The following is a 16042-nucleotide window of genomic DNA, read 5'->3' as shown; positions in this document are numbered from 1 at the left end:
GAGGTCAGCGTCTGTTGTTCAGGTTCAGTGAGAGGGGCAACGAAGCGTTTTTCCATGGTTCTGTCCGTGTCAGAAATCCTGGCATGGATATTACACGAAAACTTTAGATCAGGTACTTAGTTTCAGGACTGCCAATTATTAAGACTGAAAGAACCAAGAACGGAAAACGCCTTGACGTACTCAAGCCAAGGCGCAGTTTTATAAAGATTTACCAACCTATCCGTTCAACGTTTCTTTCGTGCTGGCTTCTTCTCGGCACTGGCCAGTGCGCTTTCCTTTTCGCCGCTGCCGCCATTTGGAAAGTGCGCCCGCACCAACTCCAGCAGGCCTTGAGTGGAGGCGTCAAAATCAGCGGCGTTAGTGTCGATACGTTCGCTGATTTCACCGGCGATGCGCTTGCCGAGCTGTACGCCCCACTGGTCAAACGAGTTGATGTTCCAGATAACGCCTTGGACGAACACTTTGTGCTCATAAAGCGCAATCAGCGCGCCCAGGTTTTTTGGCGTTAGCTCGTCCAGCAGTAGCGTGCTGGAGGGGCGGTTGCCGGGGCAGCTGTAGGGGTCATGTTGGCTTAGCTCTTTGCTGTCCCCCTGGCTGCCTTCCATAAAGGCGTTGGCCTGGGCGAGCATATTGGTCAGTAGCGCGAAGTGGTGGTCTTCTACGCCTGGCTCGGGCTTGAGCGAGGCGATAAAATCAATCGGCACATAGCGGGTGCCCTGGTGCAGCAGCTGGAAGAAAGCGTGCTGACCGTTGGAGCCAGTTTGGCCCCACACAATCGGGCCGGTTTTGTAGTTCACCGGGTGGCCGAAAATATCTACCGACTTGCCGTTAGACTCCATATCCAACTGCTGTAGGAAAGAAGGCAGCTGGTTCAGCGCCTGATCGTAGGGCACGATGGCCTGGGTTTCGGCACCAATAAAGTTGATGTACCAAATACCAATCAGCGCCATCAGCACCGGCATGTTCTCTGAGAAGGGCGCATGGATAAAGTGATTATCCATTTCGTGGGCGCCTTCGAGCAGTTCGATAAAGCCCTCGAAACCGACCGAAAGCGCAATCGGCAGGCCGATGGAGGACCACATGGAGTAGCGCCCGCCCACCCAGGCCCAGAACTCAAACACGTTCTCTTCGCGAATGCCGAACTCCATCGCCGCTTTGCGGTTAGTGGAGGCAGCGATAAAGTGCGCACCCACGTCGGCGTCTTCACCAGCGTTCTCCAGGAACCAGCGCCGTGCGGTTTTGGCGTTTAGCAGCGTTTCCTGGGTAGAAAAGGTCTTGGTAGAGACGATAAACAACGTAGTCGCCGGGTCGAGGCGCGAAAGCACCTTCTGGATATGGGTGCCGTCTACGTTGGAAACGAAGTGGAAGTGCAGTTCCGGGTGGCGGTATTTGAGCAGTGCGCGCACCGCCATGTTAGGGCCGAGATCCGAGCCGCCAATACCGATATTGACCACATCTTTAATACGTTTGCCGCTGTAGCCTTTCCACTCGCCATTGCGCACCGCTTCAGAGAACAGCTTGATCTGCTCACGGGTCCGGGTGATCTCGGGCATAACGTCTTCGCCGTCCACATACACCGGCTCATCGCCTAAGTGACGCAGAGCCGTATGCAGTACCGGGCGGTTTTCGGTGACGTTGATGATGTCGCCGGAGAACATCTGCGCCCGGCGCTGTACCAGTGCGGAGTGGTCGGCTAGCTCAATCAACTTGGTAAGCACTTCATCGGAGACATGGTGCTTGGAGTAGTCAAGAAACAGACCGCCCACCCGAAGGCTCATTTTCTCAAAGCGCTGCGGGTCATTGGTGAAGTAGTCACGAATGCGGTCGTTAGCGGTTTTGTCGCGCAGGCGGTCAAGCGCCTGCCAGGTGACACTACGAGTGAGCTGAAACATAGGGCGATCCGTTTGTTATTAAGTGAATGTAGTAACCAGAACCGAATGGCAAACTAAACGTGGCGTTATGTAAAAATACTACATAAAAAGCGGCGAGGAGTAGAGAGCATTTATGCTTAGACTTGCATTAACTGCGTAAAGCTACGTATTTATGTGGGCAAGCACGATTGCCTGCCCACACAGGGTAGGATCAGTCGTTAGGTAGCCACCGCCACTTGAGCTGCACCGCGTTTGATAAATGCATAGCCTAACCCGGTAACCAGCGAGCCCGCTATAATAGCGCCCAGGTAGAGCAGCGCCGGGGTAATGGCGTTGGGGATCAGCAGTACGAAGATACCGCCATGGGGCGCCATTAGCTTCGCACCCACCAGCATCGATAGCGCGCCGGTCAATGCCCCGCCCGCGATACAGGCCGGAATGACCCGCAGCGGATCTTTCGCCGCGAAGGGGATCGCGCCTTCACTGATAAAGCAAAGGCCCAGCACGAATGACGCTTTACCCGCTTCGCGCTCAGGTGCTGAAAACTTGTTGCGCGCTACAAAGCTGGCAATGCCCATACCAATGGCAGGTACCATTCCAGCCGCCATAATCGCCGCCATGGGGCCGTACGTTTCTGAGGCAAGCAGGCCCACGCCAAAGGTGTACGCGGCTTTGTTAACCGGGCCACCCAGGTCAAAGCACATCATTGCGCCCAGCAGAATACCCAGTAGTACCGCATTGGTGGAGCCCATGGATTCCAAGAAGCTGGTGAGGGCACTAAGCACTGCCGCGACCGGTTCCCCAATCACGTAGATCATGGTCAGGCCGGTAACCAAACTGGCAACCAGCGGAATAATCAGAATCGGCTTCAGGGATTCAACGCTGGAGGGCAGTTTGACGTAACGGGTGACCGCCAGCGCCACATAGCCCGCCAGGAAACCGGCCAAAATACCGCCGATAAAGCCGGAGCCGATATTGGCCGCCAGCATGCCGCCAATCATACCCGGCGCGATGCCGGGGCGGTCGGCAATAGAGTAAGCGATATAGCCTGCCAGTACCGGAATCATCAGCGCGAAGGCGGTACCACCACCGATCTGCATCAGTGCGGCGGCCAGAGTACCTTCCTGCTCAAACGCTTCAATGCCAAACACAAAGGAGAGTGCAATCAGCAGGCCGCCCGCCACGACCATCGGCAGCATAAAGGAAACGCCGGTGAGCAGGTGCTTATAAACGCCTTTCTCTTTGACGCCCTTATTGTCACTAGCGGTATTGGCCGAACCGCTATTTTCCAGTGCCGCGTTTTCCAGTGCGGCTTCAATGGTGGGGCGCGGCTTTTTCAGTGCGTTGCCGGTAGACGTGCGGTAGATGCGCTTGCCTGCAAACCGCGACGGATCAACGTCGATATCGCAGGCTAGTAGCACCACATCGGCCTGAGCGATCTCTTCTTCCGTTAATTTATCTTGTGCGCCCACCGAGCCTTGGGTTTCCACGCGAATGGCGTGGCCCATGGCTTTACCTGCTTCCGAGAGCGCTTCGGCGGCCATAAAAGTGTGGGCGACGCCGGTAGGACAGGCGGTGACCGCGACAATTTTCTTGCCACCCGCGCTGCTTGCAGCGGTAGAAACGGAAGTTGCAGGCGCGGCAGGCGCGCTGTAAATCGGCGCTTCACGCTTGGCCTGGGCCAGAAAACCGCTAGGGTCGGGGAGCGCGCTGGCAATCGGTGCCTGGAACAGGCGCTTGCCTTCGAAGCGTTCCGGGGCGGGCACGTGATCGGCGGCGACCACAATCAAATCGGCGTTAGCAATCTGATCAGCAGTAGCAGCCTGCAGTGGCGCGATTTCGCCATGCATTTCAACGTGTACCGACCAGCCTTGGCGCTGGGCAGCCTGCTCCAGGCGCTTGGCAGCGAGGAAGGTGGTGGCCATGCCGCTGGGGCAGGCGGTAATCAGAATTATGTTCATAGCGTAGCTCCCTCGGTGATGGAGTCATCAAGACGCCGTATCCGGGTGTGTTGTTGGAGTGAGTCGAAATCCGCAGCGTTGGCGTTGCCGACACCGACATGGCGTACGGCCTCGGCAGAGAGTGCGGTAGCAAAGCGCAGCGTTCGTTCCGGGTCGTGTTGATTCAGTAAGCCGTGAAGCATGCCCGCGACAAAGGTATCGCCAGCGCACACCGTGTTGGTTGCCGTCACCTTGGGGGGCGTGGCGTGCCAGGCACCTTGGGCGTTCACCCACAGCACGCCTTCGGCACCCGCTGACACAAGCGCATGGGCGATGCCGCTTTGATGTAGCCGCTTGGCGGCCGCCAAGCGTGCTGGCGTCGTGTCGAGAGTGTCCCCTGCCCAGTCGGCGAGTTCATTTTCATTGGGCTTGATGCCCGCCGGGTGGGCGTCGATGGCGGCGTTAAGAGCCGGGCCGCTGGTATCCACCCATAGCGGCACACCACTGGCGTTCAAGTGCTCCAGCAGCTGGCAAAAACCATCCAATGACAGCCCTGGGGGCAGGCTGCCAGCGACAACCACTGCCTGGGGTGGCATCGCGCTGCTCAGTTCGGCGTCCAACGTGTCGATTAGCGTTTGTAAATGTGTGGCGTTAATCGGCATGCCGGGACCGTTGATATCGGTAACGCGGCCACCCTGTTCAGCCAGTTTGGCATTGATACGCGTGCTGCCAGGCACCCGCACGAAGGCATCGGCCAGCCCCAGCTGTTTGAAAGCCAGGGCGAAGGGCGCGTCGTTCTCGCTGCCTAAAAAGCCGCTGACCGTGACGCTATGACCAAGCTCTGCCAATACACGGGCAACATTAACGCCTTTACCAGCGGCTTCGAGCTGCGCGCTGGTAGGGCGGTTGACGCTGCCCAATACTAAGGCGTCAAGGTTAAACGCTAAATCCAGCGCTGGGTTGAGCGTAATGCAAAGCACGCGGGCCATTAGCGCGCCTCCAGTGCATCACGCACTTCGTCACTGGTCGCTTGTGAAAGCGCTAGCTGAGCGATGGCCTGGGCGTCTGCAAAATCAAACTCGCGCAGGCGAGCTTTCACCAAAGGAATCTGCCGCGCGCTGACCGAGAGTTCATCCACGCCCAGGCCAACTAATACGGGAATAGCCACGGCATCCGAGGCCAGCTCACCACACACACCGACCCACTTGCCTTGGCTATGCGCTGCGGCCACGGTCATCTGGATTAGACGCAGCACCGCCGGGTGTAGGCCATCGGCCTGGGCAGAAAGCTCCGGATGACCGCGGTCAATCGCCAGGGTGTACTGGGTCAAATCATTGGTGCCCACCGAGAAGAAGTCCACCTCGGCGGCAAGGCTGGGTGCCAGCAGCGCGCTGGAAGGTACTTCAATCATCACCCCGAGCTGCACATCGGTAGCGCGCTGGGAGGCGGGGATCTCTTGCAGCAGGCGATCATAGATCACCTTGACCGCCCGAAACTCGGCAATGTCCTTGATCATCGGCAGCATGATGCGCAAAGGGTGATCTTTGCTGGCCATCAACAGCGCGCGCAGTTGGGTCTCGAGCACGTCGGGCTGGGTCAGTGCCAGGCGAATGCCGCGCAGCCCTAGGAAGGGGTTATCTTCCTGGGGAACCGGCCAGTAAGGCAGCGGCTTGTCACCGCCCACATCCAGGGTACGTGCCACCAGCGGGCGGCCGCCCAACGCTTCCACCGCTTGGCGGTACTCGCCGATCTGAGTGGTCAAACCCGGGGCGCTGGCATGGGCCATGAATAGGAACTCGGTACGCAGCAGGCCAACACCCTCGGCGCCGCGCTCTACTGCATCGGCAGCGTGGGCGGTATTGCCCAGGTTGGCGGCGACTTCGACACGGTGGCCATCGCGAGTTTGACCAACCTCAAAGCGGGTTTCCCAGGCAGCGGCTTCGCGTTGCTGGTGGTCGAGCAGCTGCTGCTCGGCACGCTGTAACCGCTCTTCGGAAGGCTGCGATGTTACCCGGCCACGATCGCCATCCAAAATCATCATGCTGGCGTTGTTGAGCGCCATCACCGCCTGCCCCGCGCCAACGACGGCAGGAATGCCCAGCGCGCGGGCCAGAATGGCACTGTGGGCTGTCGCACCACCGCGTACAGTGAGCAGGCCACGCACACGGGAGGTATCCAGGCGCGCCACATCGGAAGGGCCGATGTCGTCCATGACCAGAATATAGGGGTGGTCAGGCGGTTCAGGAAGCGTCACATCGCAGAGCACGCCCAACACCCGACGACCCACGTCGCGGAGGTCGGCGGCGCGTTCGGCCAGCAGGCGGTCGGCCAGCATTTCCTGGGCGTGGGCAGCGGTTTCAATCGCTTCCCACCAGCCCGCTTCCGCTGAGCGTCCTTCGCGAATGGCATCCGAGGCCGCGTGATGAAGTTCCGGGTCAACGAGCATCTCTTCGTGCATCGAGAGAATATCGGCGACTTCGCCGCCCTGTGCATTGCGAACCAGCGCCTCCAGTTGGGCCGCGCCCTCTTTAATGGCGTGATTCAAGCGGATGAGCTGTTGCTCCGCGTCATCGGCGTGCTCGGGGTAGTCGAACTGCATGGGGCGGATAACAAACACCGGGGCAATGGCCAAGCCCGGCGAAGCGGCCACGCCGGTATGGGGCGTGTCGGCAGCCAGTGGCTCGACGGCCGGTTGAGTCGTGCTGGCTTCGGGCGCGGTGTCAAAGCCGCCGTCAAGGGGCGTCACTTTCTCGCCCAAGCCAGCCTCAATCGTTTCCGCCACGCTCTCGAGCGCTTGACGCGCGTTATCACCTTCGGCGGACAGCACCAGCCATTGGCCGCGGCGTGCGCCCAGGCCGATCACCTTGGTCAAGCTGGCCGCCGAGACCAGCGTGGCGCTGCCTTCTTCCAGCCGCACATTGATCGCCATTGCCTGGGCGCGGGCGACTTGCACCAACTGCTTGGCGGGGCGGGCGTGCAGGCCATGGGGATTAAGCACCCGCACGCGACGGGTTTGCGTGCTTGCGGTCTCGCCCGCCAGCAGGGAAAGCAGTTGAGCGCTGTTGCGTGTGAGCAGCGTGTCGCTGGCGCCGCTATCCAGCAAGGCCATTAATTGCTCTAACAGCGGACGGTGGGCATCACCGTGGGCAGCTAAGCAGAACAGCGCATGGACCGGGTGGCCAGCGCTTTCCAAGGTATGCGACGCTGGCGTGGCGACCCCAAGCGCGGGCTGATTAACCCCTTGCGAGCTGCTGGCCAGCCACAACCCCTTGCCTAACCAGGTGGGTTGAGCGGCGGCGACAGCGGCAATGAAGGCGTTATCGACGCAGCCGCTTTGACGCAGGCGGGCAGCGGCGGCCAAGGCAAGCTCTTGCGGATCTTGGGCGGGAAAATTGACACATAGCGTATCAGCATCCAAGCGTGGCTCAAGCGCCGGTTTGGACAGCAGGCGCGCCACATCGGCAGCGGAACTGGCGCTGGCTAACTGCTCGGCAACGCCGTCACGATCCAGCACGTGAGTGAGCTGGCGCAAAATATCCAAGTGCTCATCGTTCTGGGCCGCGATGGTCACCAGCACATGCACCTGTTGACCGTCGTGCCACTCGATTCCTTGGGGAAACTGCAGCACGCGGACGCCGGTCTGCTTCACATGTCGGCGGCTTTCTGGCGTGCCATGGGGGATCGCGATGGCATTGCCCAGGAACGTCGATGACTGGGCTTCGCGGGCGTGCAGGCCGCCGCGGTACTCGGCCTCAACCAGTCCGGCGTCTACCAGCGCTTCAGCGGCACTGTCCAGCGCGGTTTGCCAGCTATCCGCGTGGCGGCCTAGCAGGATGTCATCGGGGCCGAGTGTCAACATAGCATTCTCCTGTAAACGCGCTCTGTTGCTGCGAAGTACTTCCGGTGAGTACTTTGGGTCGAGTGCAGGGCGTGTACATAAGTGATCGTCGTTAAATGATCATGGTAATGGCATTGATGCCAGTGGGATGAATCGACCCTTCAGCGGTGATTCATCCTTGCCAATGAATCTAGTGTTAGTGCTATGCTGAATCGATTCACTTCGTGACGCAAGGTTCGTGCTTTTAGACTTTGGTCTGGTAGGCGCTTACTTGCTGATAAACTGCCCGGTCACACCAAGGGGAACCCGAATGACACTCGCCGATATTGCCCGGCTAGCCGGCGTCTCGCGCACGACCGCTAGCTACGTGATTAATGGCCAGGCCGAGCAGCGCCGTATTAGCGTGGCAACGATTGAGAAAGTGATGGCAGTAGTACGTCAGCACCGTTACCACATAGACCCGCAGGCGGCCGCTCTGCGTCGTGGGGCTAGCCGTCTGCTGGGCCTTATCGTGCCGGACCTTGAGAACATCAGTTATGCCCGGCTGGCGAAACGCCTGGAGCGTGGTGCGCGGGAGCAGGGCTATCAGTTGCTGATTGTTAGTTCAGATGACTGTGCAGAGAGCGAGCGAGCACTCGCCCTGGCGCTGCGTGCCCAGCGCTGTGAGGTGTTGATCACCGCCAGTTGTCTGCCCAGCGACGACACCTTCTACGCCGATCTGGTAGACGAGGGCTGGTGTGTGGTGGGCATGGATCGTGGCCTGAATCCCGCACTGTTTTCCAGCGTGGTGAGCAATGACTGCGAAGCGGCCGAGGCGTTGACTCGCTCGGTAATTGGTGGGGCAACCAAACGTGTGGCGTGGCTGGAGGCAATGCCGAACCTGTCGATCAGCCGCGAACGGCGGGCTGGTTTCCAGGCGGCATTGAGCGGCATGGAAGTTGTGCCGCTGATCTTAAGTGGGGCGAGCTATGAGCGAAGCGAAGGGGCGCGCCTTGCAGCCCGGTTGCTGGATGAGGAGGGCGGCGCCGATGCGCTGGTAACAGCGTCTTATACGCTGCTGGAAGGAGTGTTTGATGTGTTCTTGGAGCGTGGAGGCTTACCAGAAAATATCCGTTTGGCCACCTTTGGCGATCACCGGCTGCTGGATTTCCTCCCCCAGCCGGTCAATTCAGCGTTGCAGGATTATGACCGAATTGCTGCGTTGACGCTGAGCTGCGCGTTGGCCGCCTTGGGCGGCCACTACGAGTGCGGGCTGCAGGTGGTTGCCCGCCACCTGCATACCCGCTGAACACAGCGCTTTGATGCTTAGACCGTTCTGGCCTGGGCCCAGGCACTCGCATCTGGAATCGACATATCGTAACTTTCGCCCAGATAGGGCGATGAAAGTAGGAAGTCGGCGGTCGCCGCATTGCAGGCAACCGGCACATTCCACAGGGCCGCTAAGCGCAGCAGCGCCTTAACATCCGGGTCGTGGGGTTGAGGCGAGAAAGGATCCCAAAAGAAAATCAGTACATCCAGACGCTGCTCGGCGATGCGTGCACCAATTTGTTGGTCGCCGCCCAACGGCCCGCTCATCAACCCTTCAACATCGAGCCCCAGCGCGGTTTTCAAGCGCCCGGCGGTGGTGCCGGTGCCGATCAGCTCATGCTGGCTGAGCACGCTTTGCCAGCGGGTCGCCCACTCCAGCATTTCGACCTTCTTGCCGTCGTGGGCAATCAGTGCAATGCGTTTGCGTGCTTGTAGAGTGCGGATAGCTTGGCGGGGCGGTTGTGCATCACTCATGGCGGAACCCTTTACTTGTATTGGCTTTCTAAGACCAGCTTTTAATGTTGGACTACGGTAGCGCTTATATAGTAATTTTACTACATATTGGATATTTACAAGCCTTTTGGGGCCGTTGTTATACGAATTTTCAGCCTCATGACGCTTAAATACGTATTTTTAGTAATTTTTTACTAAATGCGACACTTGCTACCATTGGTTAATTGAGGAGTTATATCATGACAATAAGAGTTGCGATTAACGGGTTTGGCCGTATCGGCCGCAATGTACTGCGCGCCCTTTACGAGAACAGCTACCGCGACCGTGTACAGGTTGTCGCTATCAACGATTTGGGCGATCCTTCGCTGAACTCCCACCTGTTGCGTCACGACACCGTGCATGGCCACTTCCCTTTCAAGGTAGAGCATGACAACGAGAGCATCACGGTGGATGGTGATCGTATCGCGATCTCCTCCGAGCGTGACCCAGCACAGTTGCCGTGGTCGTCGATGAATATCGACCTGGTGATGGAGTGCACGGGGCTGTTTACCAAGCGCGAGGCGGCTGCCAAGCACATTACTGCTGGCGCCAAGCGGGTGCTTATTTCTGCGCCCAGCCCCGACGCTGATGCCACCATTGTATACGGCGTGAATGACGATATTCTAACCGCCGAGCATACGGTGGTTTCCAACGCCTCCTGCACCACGAACTGCCTGGCGCCGGTAGCAAAAGCGCTGAACGATGCGGTAGGGATAGAGAACGGTCTGATGACCACGGTGCATGCTTACACCAACGACCAGAACCTGTCGGATGTTTACCACTCTGACCCTTACCGCGCTCGTAGTGCGACCCACTCCATGATCCCGACTAAGACCGGGGCGGCAGCGGCGGTAGGTTTAGTATTGCCGGAACTGGCTGGCAAGTTCGATGGCCTGGCAGTTCGCGTGCCGGTGATCAACGTGTCGCTGGTGGATCTTACTTTCACCGCCAGCCGCGATACCACCAAAGAAGAAATCAATGCCATTGTCGAGAAGGCTGCTGCGAATTCGCCAGTGCTGGCGGTTAATGCCGAGCCGCTGGTCTCCATCGACTTCAATCACGATGCCAACTCATCCACCTTCGATACCAATCACACCCGTGTAAATGGTCGCTTGGTTAAGATTATGGCGTGGTACGACAACGAGTGGGGCTTCTCCAACCGCATGCTGGACACCGCCATTGCGATGCAAAAGACCGCTTAAGCTATAGCGAACACTGCTAACTATTCCTACTCGTTACCCTGAGCCCTTGCTCAGGGTTTTTTATTTTTTAAACATAGTGCATCCAAAACGTCTTCTCGCGGGTATTCCCTATACAGCCGCTATTTACGGCAGCTGATAACAACCCTTTTAGGAGACTGAAATGACACTTCATCATCTAACGCGCGCTACCTTGGCCGCCACTCTGATTGCATCCTTCAGTCATGCCGTTTTGGCCGAAACGCCTGCGGACGTTCAAGTGCCGGACGGCAACACCATCGCCCTCGAAACGGTTGGCGTTGGCGCCATTACCTACATGTGTGAAACCAAAGAGGACGGCAACATGGGCTGGGTATTCAAAGGCCCAGACGCTGCACTTAATGCTAGCGATGGCAGCCAAGTAGGTAGCTACTATGGCCCGCCAGCCACGTGGGAAGCGTTGGATGGTTCTAAAGTGACCGGTACCCAGCTAGCCACGGCCACCAATGGTGATGGCAACATTCCGCTCCAGCTTGTTGAAGCCAACCCTGCTGAAGGCGAAGGCGCAATGACAGGCGTCAGCTACATTCAGCGTTTAAACACCCAGGGTGGCGTTGCGCCCAATGTGGCTTGTGATATGGAACATGACGGCGCTACCGCCGTAGTCACCTATCAAGCGGATTATATCTTCTGGGCGGCTGAATAAGTCGACTGGAACGCTAATTTCGCTGGGGACTCGTTTGTTGAGTCCCTAGCGGATATGCTGTCTGTGAAAACGACGACTGGCGTCGGTGCCGTCACCAGGGAGCTAGGGTTTGACTGACGTGTCTTCAGAACTTGATCATGCTGCTGTATTGGCCAAATGTGCCCATGGTGAGCATGACGCTTTGCATCAACTTTACGTTCATGAAGGTGCCAGGCTTTTAGGTGTGGTACTACGAATCGTCAAAGACCGTGGTATGGCTGAAGATATTGTTCACGATGCCTGCCTAAATATTTGGCAACGCGCCGATAGTTTTGACCCTGACAAAGGGTCTGCGCGAGCATGGATATTTAGTGTCGCGCGTCACTTGGCATTAAATGCTATTCGTTACCGTGACCGTGAAATTACCTTCGATAGCAACGCCCCCACCGAATTAGATCACGACGAACACTTCCAGCACGCTGATGTTGCCGAAGAAGCCTTTGATTGGCAGACCGGCCAGCGGATGGATAGCTGTTTAGAGCAACTTGAGCCCGAGCGGCGTAACTGTGTACTTCACGCCTATGTTGATGGCCTCAGTCACGCGGAAATTGCTGCCCATACTGGGGCGCCCCTCGGTACCGTTAAAGCCTGGATAAAACGCAGTTTACTGCGCTTACGGGAGTGTATGGCATGACCCGCCCTAATGATCACGAACGCGAAGATGACCATGCCTTGGCGGGTGAATACGTGCTAGGCACACTGTCGTTAGAGCAGCGCAAAGTGCTGGAAGCTCGGTTACCCAATGAGCCTGAACTGCAAAAAGCCGTGATGGCCTGGGAAGAGCGCTTTTTACCTTATACCGCTATCACCACGCCTGTCGCTCCCTCCGATTATTTGTGGCCACGTATTGAGCGCAGCTTAAAGGCACAAAAAACACCCGCTAATCGTACGGGTTCCGCTGTTGTGCCTCCAAGGCCTCGTCGCATTCTACATAGCTTGCCATTTTGGCGTGGCGCTGCCGGGTTTGGTTTGGCGGCGGCGTTAGTCATGGGGGTAATGCTGGCAAATGAAGTCACTGAACCAACTATTTCAACTACGCCTGAGTACATGGTGGTTCTGCTTGCCCCGCAAACCCAATCAGCGGGCTGGGTAGTTCAGGCATCATCGCGGCAGGAAATAGAGCTTATCCCGCTGGGTACGTTCGAAGTGCCTGAAGGTAAGGCGCTAGAGTTCTGGACCAAGGCGGATGAGTGGCAGGCTCCGGTATCGCTGGGGCTAGTGGAGCCAGGCCAACCCATTCGGATGCGCTTAGACCAGCTGCCGCCGCTTGAAGATAACCAGCTGTTTGAGCTAACGCTTGAAGACGAAACCGGTTCGGCCACTGGCCTGCCCACTGGGCCCATTGAATTTATTGGTCGCGCGGTCGAGATTTAGCCTCTCAAAAGCGCCAATTAAAAGAACGATAAGCCGACTTGGAACAGGCGTTCCACGTCGCGAATGCGGCGTTTGTCGACCACAAACAGAATCACGTGGTCGCCGCTCTCAACCATCACATCGCCGTGGGCGATGATGACCTCTTTGCCGCGCACAATTGCCCCAATCGTGGTGCCTTCCGGTAGGTCGATCTCGCTGATGGTGCGGCCAACCACCTTAGACGACTGCTTGTCGCCATGGGCAATGGCTTCAATCGCTTCGGCGGCGCCCCGGCGCAGCGAGTGGACGTTGACGATGTCGCCGCGTCGCACGTGCGTCAGCAGACTGCCAATAGTCGCCTGCTGGGGCGAAATAGCGATATCGATCTCGCCACCCTGCACCAAATCAACATAAGCGGCGTTGTTGATCAACGTCAGCACCTTCTTGGCGCCTAAACGCTTGGCCAGCAGCGATGACATGATATTAACCTCGTCGTCGTTGGTCAGCGCGCAGAAGATATCGCACTCTTCGATGTTCTCTTCTTCCAGCAGGCGCTTGCTGGTGGCGCTGCCGTGGAGCACCACGGTGCGATCCAACCGCTCGGAAAGCGTGGTGCAGCGCTCCAGGTCGTGCTCAATGATCTTGACCTGATGGCTATGCTCCAGATGCTCAGCCAGCCGCTCGCCGATGTTGCCGCCACCGGCAATCACCACGCGGCGGAAATCCCGCTCGACCCGGCGTAGCTCGCTCATCACCGCACGAATATCTCGACGAGCGGCGAGAAAGAAGACCTCATCGTCAGCTTCGATGACCGTATCGCCGCGGGGAATAATCGGTCGATTGCGCCGGTAAATAGCCGACACACGGGTATCCACGTTGGGCATATGGCGGCGCAGAAAGGCTAAATCCTGACCCACTAGCGGGCCGCCGTAAAACGCTTTCACCGCCACCAGCTGTACCAGGCCACCGGCAAACTCCAGCACCTGTAGGGCGCCGGGGTGCTCGATCAGGCGGCGCACGTGGTCGGTGACCACCTGCTCGGGGCTGATGAGGACATCAATGGGTATCGCTTCGTGGGCAAAAAGGCCTTTACGGGTTAAATACGCCGTAGCACGCACCCGGGCGATCTTGGTCGGAGTGCGAAACAGCGTGTGGGCAACTTGGCAGGCGATCATGTTAATTTCATCGCTGCTGGTGACGGCGATCAGCATATCGGCGTCTTCGCAGCCTGCCTGGCGCAGCACAATAGGGTAAGAGCCCGCGCCGGTCACGGTGCGGATATCGAGTTTGGTGTGCAGATCGCGCAGTTTTTTGGCATCGGTATCAACGACAGTGATGTCGTTCTCCTCGCGGGCGAGGTGTTCTGCCAAGGTGCCGCCGACCTGGCCGGCGCCGAGAATAATGATCTTCATGGGCTATTGTCCTCACGGTCAGGCTCAAGGGAGAGCCGGTAACCAATGCCGGGTTCTGTTTGTAACAGGGTAGGCGACTGGGGATCGTCGCCGAGTTTGTAGCGCAGTTTGCTCACCACAATTCGCAAATAGTGGCTGTCGTCCTGGTGGGTGGGGCCCCAGATCTGACGAAGTAGCTGGGTCTGCGTCACGACGCGTCCAGCACTAGCGATAAGATGGGCCAGAATGGCAAACTCTTTAGGTGTTAAATGAACCGCGATGTTATTCAAACTGACTTGGTGGGCGGCGATATCGACCACCAGTCCGCCATGCTTGAATCGCTGAGCACTGGGACTGGCGCGCCGTCTTAATAAAGCTCGAATTCGGGCCAACAACTCTTGGATACCAAATGGCTTGGTAACGTAGTCACTAGCACCGTTATCCAGTGCACGAACTTTTTCTGCCTCATGCCCGCGGACCGAAACGATGATAACAGGCACTTCATAATGCTGGCGGATGGCATCGAGTACCTGCTGACCATCCATATCGGGTAGGCCAAGATCCAACAGAACGATGTCCGCGTTGGGTGCAGAGGCACCGGCGCTGAGTTTTTCCAACCCTTCACGACCAGTGGCGGCCTCGATCACCTGGAAACCCTGGGAGGCAAGGCTGATGCGCAAGAAGTGGCGAATGTGGGGTTCGTCATCAATGACCAACACCCGCGCTTGATCACTGCTCATTGTCTGCCTCCTCGCTGGTGGAGGGTAGCGGCAGTGACATGGTGATCGTAGTGCCGATCCCTGCGGGCCCTTGACTAGCGTGGATCTGCCCTGCGTGGGCGCCCAGCATGCCGCGGCAAATCGCCAGCCCCAAGCCACTTCCATGTCGGCTGCGATCACCTTCATGACCAGTAACGAACATATCGAATACCCGTTCGCTCAGCGCTGGCGGAATTCCGGGGCCCTCGTCGGTGACTGAAAATAGCAGGGTAGACGTATCATCAGTGTTGGGCTTAGCAGAGCCACTTTTCCCAGCTTTGTAAGTTCTAGAGCAGCAGGCTTCGATTGTGATGCAGCCATTTGGGGGCGAGAAACGAGCCGCATTCTCCAGCACATTGACCAGGGCCTGCTCGATCAGGGCCGGATGCACGTAGAGCAGCGGCAGGTCGTCAGGCCAGTGCTGCTTTATCTGCAGGCCATTGAGGGTGCTGCCCAGCCGCTTACGAGCCGATGAGACCAGGTCGTCAAACGCGACCCAGTCACGCTCACTTTTCATATCTCCATGGCCGAGGCGAGTCATGTCCAGCAGGTTCTGTATATAGCGATTTAGCCGTTCGCTTTCGCTCAACACGCCATCCAGCAGCTCGAAGCGATCCTGCTGGGTCAACTGAGCATCCAGGGTGCGCAGCGAGCTGGCAGCACCAATGATTGATGCCAGCGGGGTACGCAAGTCGTGGGATACCGATGAGAGTAGCGCGGACCGCAGCCTTTCCTGCTCTTCAGCAAGGCGCGCCTCACTCAGCTCCAGCAGCCGTTGTCGGCTATCACCGGCGAGCTTGCCCACTACGAGTGCCACCAATAGGAAGAATAACAGCGTCAGTAGCTGCTCCTGCTCTTCGACCGCAAGCGAAAAATGCGGGACGGTAAAGCAGAAGTTGAAGGTCAGAAACCCCAGCAGGGCGCTGAGCAAAGCCGCATAGCTTCCAGCCAAAACAGCGCTGGTGAGTACCGCGGTAAGAAAGATCAACGAAAGATTGGCTAGTGCCAGCCAGGCGTACAGTCCCCAGGCGATCAGCAGCGCAGCGCCAGTACTCGCCAGCGCGATGAGAATTTCAAACGGCGTGGGAGCGCGCAACCGACGAACGAAGTGCGAGGCGGACCTGCTAATTGGTTTGCCAAGCGGCATGATGTTGTCGTCCTTCATGGT

At 58.0% G+C, this 16042-nt stretch carries 13 protein-coding genes; 5 read left to right on the top strand and 8 right to left on the bottom strand.

Going from position 1 to position 16042, the window contains the following annotated elements; genetic code table 11:
- Positions 1-224: 224 nt before the first annotated feature.
- The 4 genes from pgi to ptsP form a co-directional block, all read right to left on the bottom strand.
- Positions 225-1892, bottom strand: a complete 1668-nt coding sequence (gene pgi, locus HUO07_RS18720) for a glucose-6-phosphate isomerase (RefSeq protein WP_176304766.1) — start codon at positions 1890-1892, stop codon at positions 225-227.
- 197 nt (positions 1893-2089) lie between these two features.
- Complete coding sequence (locus HUO07_RS18715; RefSeq protein ID WP_176304765.1) at positions 2090-3832, bottom strand: PTS fructose-like transporter subunit IIB; 1743 nt, start codon at positions 3830-3832, stop codon at positions 2090-2092.
- On the bottom strand, positions 3829-4800 hold the full coding sequence (gene pfkB, locus HUO07_RS18710) for a 1-phosphofructokinase (protein ID WP_176304764.1): 972 nt from the start codon (positions 4798-4800) through the stop codon (positions 3829-3831). The genes HUO07_RS18715 and pfkB overlap by 4 nt, the downstream gene beginning before the upstream one ends.
- A complete protein-coding gene (ptsP, locus tag HUO07_RS18705; RefSeq protein ID WP_176304763.1) occupies positions 4800-7670 on the bottom strand; it encodes a phosphoenolpyruvate--protein phosphotransferase in 2871 nt (956 codons plus the stop codon). Before ptsP ends, pfkB begins: the two co-directional genes overlap by 1 nt.
- Positions 7671-7959: 289 nt before the next feature.
- Here ptsP and cra point away from each other — a divergent pair, with 289 nt between their 5' ends.
- Positions 7960-8937 (top strand): catabolite repressor/activator, encoded by a 978-nt coding sequence (gene cra / locus HUO07_RS18700; RefSeq protein ID WP_176304762.1) that lies wholly within the window; start codon positions 7960-7962, stop codon positions 8935-8937.
- A gap of 17 nt (positions 8938-8954) precedes the next feature.
- Here the strand turns inward: cra and HUO07_RS18695 are convergent, their stop codons facing one another.
- Positions 8955-9431: a methylglyoxal synthase gene (locus HUO07_RS18695; RefSeq protein ID WP_176304761.1), complete on the bottom strand. Its 477-nt coding sequence runs from the start codon at positions 9429-9431 to the stop codon at positions 8955-8957.
- Positions 9432-9649: 218 nt separating this feature from the next.
- Here HUO07_RS18695 and gap point away from each other — a divergent pair, with 218 nt between their 5' ends.
- The 4 genes from gap to HUO07_RS18675 all read left to right on the top strand — a co-directional run bounded on the left by gap (position 9650) and on the right by HUO07_RS18675 (position 12746).
- Positions 9650-10651: a type I glyceraldehyde-3-phosphate dehydrogenase gene (gap, locus tag HUO07_RS18690; RefSeq protein ID WP_008956989.1), complete on the top strand. Its 1002-nt coding sequence runs from the start codon at positions 9650-9652 to the stop codon at positions 10649-10651.
- Between the two features lie 160 nt (positions 10652-10811).
- Positions 10812-11333 carry a DUF3455 domain-containing protein gene (locus tag HUO07_RS18685; RefSeq protein WP_176304760.1) on the top strand — a complete coding sequence of 174 codons (522 nt, stop codon included), beginning with the start codon at positions 10812-10814 and terminating at the stop codon, positions 11331-11333.
- A 118-nt stretch (positions 11334-11451) separates the two neighbouring features.
- Positions 11452-12006, top strand: a complete 555-nt coding sequence (locus HUO07_RS18680; protein ID WP_340162507.1) for a sigma-70 family RNA polymerase sigma factor — start codon at positions 11452-11454, stop codon at positions 12004-12006.
- The gene (locus HUO07_RS18675; protein ID WP_176304758.1) at positions 12003-12746 is read left to right on the top strand and encodes an anti-sigma factor; all 744 of its coding nucleotides are present in this window, start codon (positions 12003-12005) and stop codon (positions 12744-12746) included. The genes HUO07_RS18680 and HUO07_RS18675 overlap by 4 nt, the downstream gene beginning before the upstream one ends.
- Before the next feature lie 17 nt (positions 12747-12763).
- Here HUO07_RS18675 and trkA read toward each other — a convergent pair whose 3' ends face one another.
- The 3 genes from trkA to HUO07_RS18660 are packed head-to-tail and all read right to left on the bottom strand — an operon-like array spanning position 12764 to position 16039.
- On the bottom strand, positions 12764-14137 hold the full coding sequence (trkA, locus tag HUO07_RS18670) for a Trk system potassium transporter TrkA (protein ID WP_176304757.1): 1374 nt from the start codon (positions 14135-14137) through the stop codon (positions 12764-12766).
- Positions 14134-14856 carry a response regulator gene (locus tag HUO07_RS18665; RefSeq protein WP_176304756.1) on the bottom strand — a complete coding sequence of 241 codons (723 nt, stop codon included), beginning with the start codon at positions 14854-14856 and terminating at the stop codon, positions 14134-14136. The genes trkA and HUO07_RS18665 overlap by 4 nt, the downstream gene beginning before the upstream one ends.
- Complete coding sequence (locus HUO07_RS18660; protein WP_246286829.1) at positions 14846-16039, bottom strand: sensor histidine kinase; 1194 nt, start codon at positions 16037-16039, stop codon at positions 14846-14848. Before HUO07_RS18660 ends, HUO07_RS18665 begins: the two co-directional genes overlap by 11 nt.
- Between the last annotated feature and the right edge of the window lie 3 nt (positions 16040-16042).

It is taken from the genome of Vreelandella maris (assembly GCF_013371085.1).
GTDB classification, from domain to species: Bacteria; Pseudomonadota; Gammaproteobacteria; order Pseudomonadales; family Halomonadaceae; genus Vreelandella; species Vreelandella maris.
This window is presented reverse-complemented; position numbering and strand designations above follow the sequence as displayed.

Bases quoted from the DNA above. Each gene is read 5' to 3' on its own strand.
- pfkB (WP_176304764.1), bottom strand. From the start codon at position 4,800: ATGGCCCGCGTGCTTTGCATTACGCTCAACCCAGCGCTGGATTTAGCG.
- HUO07_RS18695 (WP_176304761.1), bottom strand. From the start codon at position 9,431: ATGAGTGATGCACAACCGCCCCGCCAAGCTATCCGCACTCTACAAGCA.
- HUO07_RS18685 (WP_176304760.1), top strand. From the start codon at position 10,812: ATGACACTTCATCATCTAACGCGCGCTACCTTGGCCGCCACTCTGATT.
- ptsP (WP_176304763.1), bottom strand. From the start codon at position 7,670: ATGTTGACACTCGGCCCCGATGACATCCTGCTAGGCCGCCACGCGGAT.
- trkA (WP_176304757.1), bottom strand. From the start codon at position 14,137: ATGAAGATCATTATTCTCGGCGCCGGCCAGGTCGGCGGCACCTTGGCA.
- HUO07_RS18665 (WP_176304756.1), bottom strand. From the start codon at position 14,856: ATGAGCAGTGATCAAGCGCGGGTGTTGGTCATTGATGACGAACCCCAC.
- HUO07_RS18675 (WP_176304758.1), top strand. From the start codon at position 12,003: ATGACCCGCCCTAATGATCACGAACGCGAAGATGACCATGCCTTGGCG.
- gap (WP_008956989.1), top strand. From the start codon at position 9,650: ATGACAATAAGAGTTGCGATTAACGGGTTTGGCCGTATCGGCCGCAAT.
- cra (WP_176304762.1), top strand. From the start codon at position 7,960: ATGACACTCGCCGATATTGCCCGGCTAGCCGGCGTCTCGCGCACGACC.
- HUO07_RS18715 (WP_176304765.1), bottom strand. From the start codon at position 3,832: ATGAACATAATTCTGATTACCGCCTGCCCCAGCGGCATGGCCACCACC.
- HUO07_RS18660 (WP_246286829.1), bottom strand. From the start codon at position 16,039: ATGAAGGACGACAACATCATGCCGCTTGGCAAACCAATTAGCAGGTCC.
- pgi (WP_176304766.1), bottom strand. From the start codon at position 1,892: ATGTTTCAGCTCACTCGTAGTGTCACCTGGCAGGCGCTTGACCGCCTG.